This window comes from Priestia sp. P5_B4 (assembly GCF_056400385.1).
The window spans coordinates 1-3392 of the sequence record NZ_JBFULJ010000401.1 but is presented as its reverse complement, the minus strand read 5'-3'; the positions used below and the strand labels follow the sequence as shown (position 1 = coordinate 3392).

Genomic DNA, 3392 nt, shown 5'->3' with positions numbered 1-3392 from the left:
ATTAATATGCGAACCGCAGAAGGGCCGATGAAAAAAATGATTGATCTTGCTAAGCAAGCCGAGCAAGAAGCAGACGTATACAATGTTTCCATTTTTGGGGGCTTTCCGTATTCTGATATTCCAATTGCCGGAGCAAGCGTGCTCGTAACAGCTTTGAATCCTGAAACGGCAGAAAAAACAGCAAAGAGACTAGCTTCTCAGTTTTGGAGTATAAAAGAAGATTTTATCATGGATTTGCCTACCGTTGAAGAAGGTCTGCAAACAGCGCTAAAACGATCAAACGAACAGCCAATTGTGCTCGCTGATATAGCGGACAATCCTTTAAGCTGCGGAAGCGGYGATACAACAGAGCTGTTGGAATACATGCTGAAGCTAGATATGCCGGGGACACTATTTGGAGGTCTTTATGACCCTGAATCTATTAAACAATGCGTGCAAGCAGGAGTTGGGAATTACGTCTCTCTTTCCTTAGGAGGAAAAGTTTCTCCTGAGTTCGGAAAGCCCGTTGAAGTTGAAGCAAAGGTCATTGGCTTATCAGAAGGTGAATTTTACAATTCGGGACCGTTTAATCAGCATTTAAAAGTAAATGTAAAAGGTGCAGCTCATATTCGAGTAGGAGAATTGGATATTTTGTTGATTGGAAGGCCGGTATCAGCAAACGATCCTGAACTTTTTCGCCATATCGGTATCGAGCCAGCGACGAAAAAAATGATTGGTTTAAAAGCTAAAAATCATTTCAGAGCCGCTTTTGAACCGCTTGTAGGATCTATCATCTATGTGGATGCTCCGGGCGTAGCATCAAATCGCTTAACGACCTTTAATTATCAGCACATTTCAAAACCAATTTGGCCGCTGCAAGATGTCAAATATGAAAGTGAAAAAAGGAGGAAAGAAAAATGGATGCATTAAAAGAGCAGTACTATATCGAAGTGCCAGAATCGTTAAATCCTGAACAGCAAAAGATGATGATTGAACTGGAAAAAGATGCGTTTCCGGGCATGGGAGCCGTTGATGAACAGACGCTTGTACCTTTAGCCCGCTACGGCAAGCTTATTCAATATTTCCAGGAAAATGACGCAAGGCCAATTGCCATTTGCGAGCTGCTTCGAGATTACAAAGATATCACAAAAGCTTATATCTTTGGTTTCTACGTCCGCTCTGATAAACAAGGAAGCGGAATTGGACAGCTGTTTTTAGAAGAAATATTTTCGGTTCTACAAAAAGATAATTTCGAAAGCGTTTGTTTGACTGTAAATGTAAAAAATGAAGGGGCTGTGAAGCTGTATAAAAAAATGGGCTTTACCATTAAAGAAACGCGAGCAGGAGAGTTTGGCGAAGGAGAAGATCGCTATTATATGGTGCGGTCAATTTCTTAGTAGAACATCTATTCAAAAAATGAACTTTGGAGGGAATATAAAATGAAAAATACATTATATAAAGCAAGCAGACACTGGAAAGAAATCGAGCTTTGGAAAGATGTAACGGACGAGCAGTGGAACGACTGGGTATGGCAGCTGACAAACACGATTAAAACATTGGAAGATTTAAAGAAAGTGATCAATTTAACACCTCAAGAAGAAGAAGGCGTTAAAATTGCAACCAAAACGATTCCGTTAAATATCACTCCTTATTACGCATGGTTAATGGATGAGAACGATCCGAAATGTCCAATCAGAATGCAGTCCGTTCCTATTTCAGAAGAACTGCATAAAACAAGGTATGATTTAGAAGATCCGCTTCACGAAGATGAAGATTCACCGGTTCCTGGCTTAACGCACCGTTATCCCGACCGCGTACTGTTTTTAGTTACAAATCAATGCTCTATGTACTGCCGCTACTGTACAAGAAGACGTTTTTCAGGACAAATTGGCATGGGCGTTCCAAAAAAACAGCTGGATACAGCTATTAATTACATTGCAGCCAACCCTCAAATCCGTGATGTATTAATTTCCGGAGGAGACGGCCTATTAATCAATGACAATATTTTAGAATATATTTTGAAAAATTTGCGCGATATTCCGCACGTAGAAATTATTCGTATCGGTACAAGAGCACCGGTGGTGTTCCCGCAGCGCATTACAGAAAACCTGTGCAATATCTTGAAGAAATATCATCCGGTTTGGCTAAATACGCATTTTAACACATCAATTGAAATTACAGAAGAATCAAAGCGTGCTTGTGAAATGCTTTCGAACGTAGGAGTTCCAGTTGGAAACCAAGCGGTTATTTTAGCCGGAATTAACGACAGCGTGCCAATCATGAAGCAGCTTATGCATGATTTAGTAAAAATTCGCGTGCGTCCTTATTACATTTATCAATGTGATTTATCAGAAGGAATCGGCCATTTCCGTGCGCCGATCAGTAAAGGGCTAGAAATTATGGAAGGACTTCGCGGCCATACGTCCGGCTATGCAGTTCCTACGTTTATCGTGGATGCTCCTGGAGGAGGCGGTAAAATTCCGCTGCAGCCAAACTATATTATTTCTCAAAGCTCCAATAAAGTGGTGCTTCGAAACTTTGAAGGTGTTATTACATCGTATCCGGAGCCGCAAAATTACCAAAGTGGAAGCGCAGAAGAATTTTATAAAAAAGTATATCCTGAAGTATTTGAAAAATTTGAAAGCAACGGTGTTCTTTCGATTATTGATGATACAAAGTTCAACTTAACACCGGAAGGTCTAAACCGTCTTGACCGCCGGAAAACGTATGACCAAAATCCAAAGCATAGCTCTTTAAAAGACAAGCGTGAAAAGCGCGATCAATTAAAAGAGAAAAAATTTGAAACGCAAATGAAAAAATACGAAACGGCGGGAGCGAAGGAGGAATAATATTGAAATGTCAATGGTGCGAATCCTATGAAGCGAAAGAGACGGATGCAACGGTTTATTGGGAGCTTCCTGACGGCACAAAAGCTATAGAAATTAAAGAGACGCCTTCCATTACATGTTCAGAATGCGGCATTACGTATCAAACAGATGCAACGGTTGGACACATTGAAGATCAACTGTTTTTAATCAACACCTCTGCCTTAGAAAAAAGTGTAACGTACGAACAGCTTATGAGCCTGCCTCGTCTATTAAAACGAAACTACTTTGATTTTTCAAAGTAAGCAATGAAGGGTCCATCTCCTGCTTTTTGTGGGAGATGGATATTCTTATACGCTTTACGTTAAACATGTGCGCATAGTTCATTTATAAAGGTGGGATAAGTATGGAAGCGGTCGATATAAATCGTAATGAAGAAGAAAAAAAGCAGGACGATAAGCATATAAAACGCCATTTAAAAGCACGCCATATGACCATGATTGCCATTGGAGGGTCAATCGGAACAGGCTTATTTCTAGCTACCGGATCATCCATCCAAACTGCTGGACCTGGAGGAGCGCTGATTGC

At 40.6% G+C, this 3392-nt stretch carries 4 protein-coding genes and 1 pseudogene; all 5 read left to right on the top strand.

The annotated features are described in order from the left end of the window. Positions 1 to 909 (top strand): MlrC C-terminal domain-containing protein (locus AC1DRF_RS20150; RefSeq protein ID WP_477741511.1); only part of this gene is annotated, 909 nt, incomplete at its 5' end. Continuing rightward, complete coding sequence (locus AC1DRF_RS20145) at positions 897 to 1376, top strand: GNAT family N-acetyltransferase (RefSeq protein WP_097823403.1); 480 nt, start codon at positions 897 to 899, stop codon at positions 1374 to 1376. The genes AC1DRF_RS20150 and AC1DRF_RS20145, both read left to right, overlap by 13 nt. A gap of 42 nt (positions 1377 to 1418) precedes the next feature. Next, on the top strand, positions 1419 to 2828 hold the full coding sequence (gene kamA, locus AC1DRF_RS20140; protein WP_427076537.1) for a lysine 2,3-aminomutase: 1410 nt from the start codon (positions 1419 to 1421) through the stop codon (positions 2826 to 2828). A gap of 2 nt (positions 2829 to 2830) precedes the next feature. After that, positions 2831 to 3109, top strand: coding sequence for a YokU family protein (locus tag AC1DRF_RS20135; RefSeq protein WP_016764133.1), 279 nt, complete (start codon positions 2831 to 2833; stop codon positions 3107 to 3109). A 101-nt stretch (positions 3110 to 3210) separates the two neighbouring features. After that, positions 3211 to 3392 (top strand): annotated as a pseudogene (locus AC1DRF_RS20130) (amino acid permease); the annotation flags it as partial.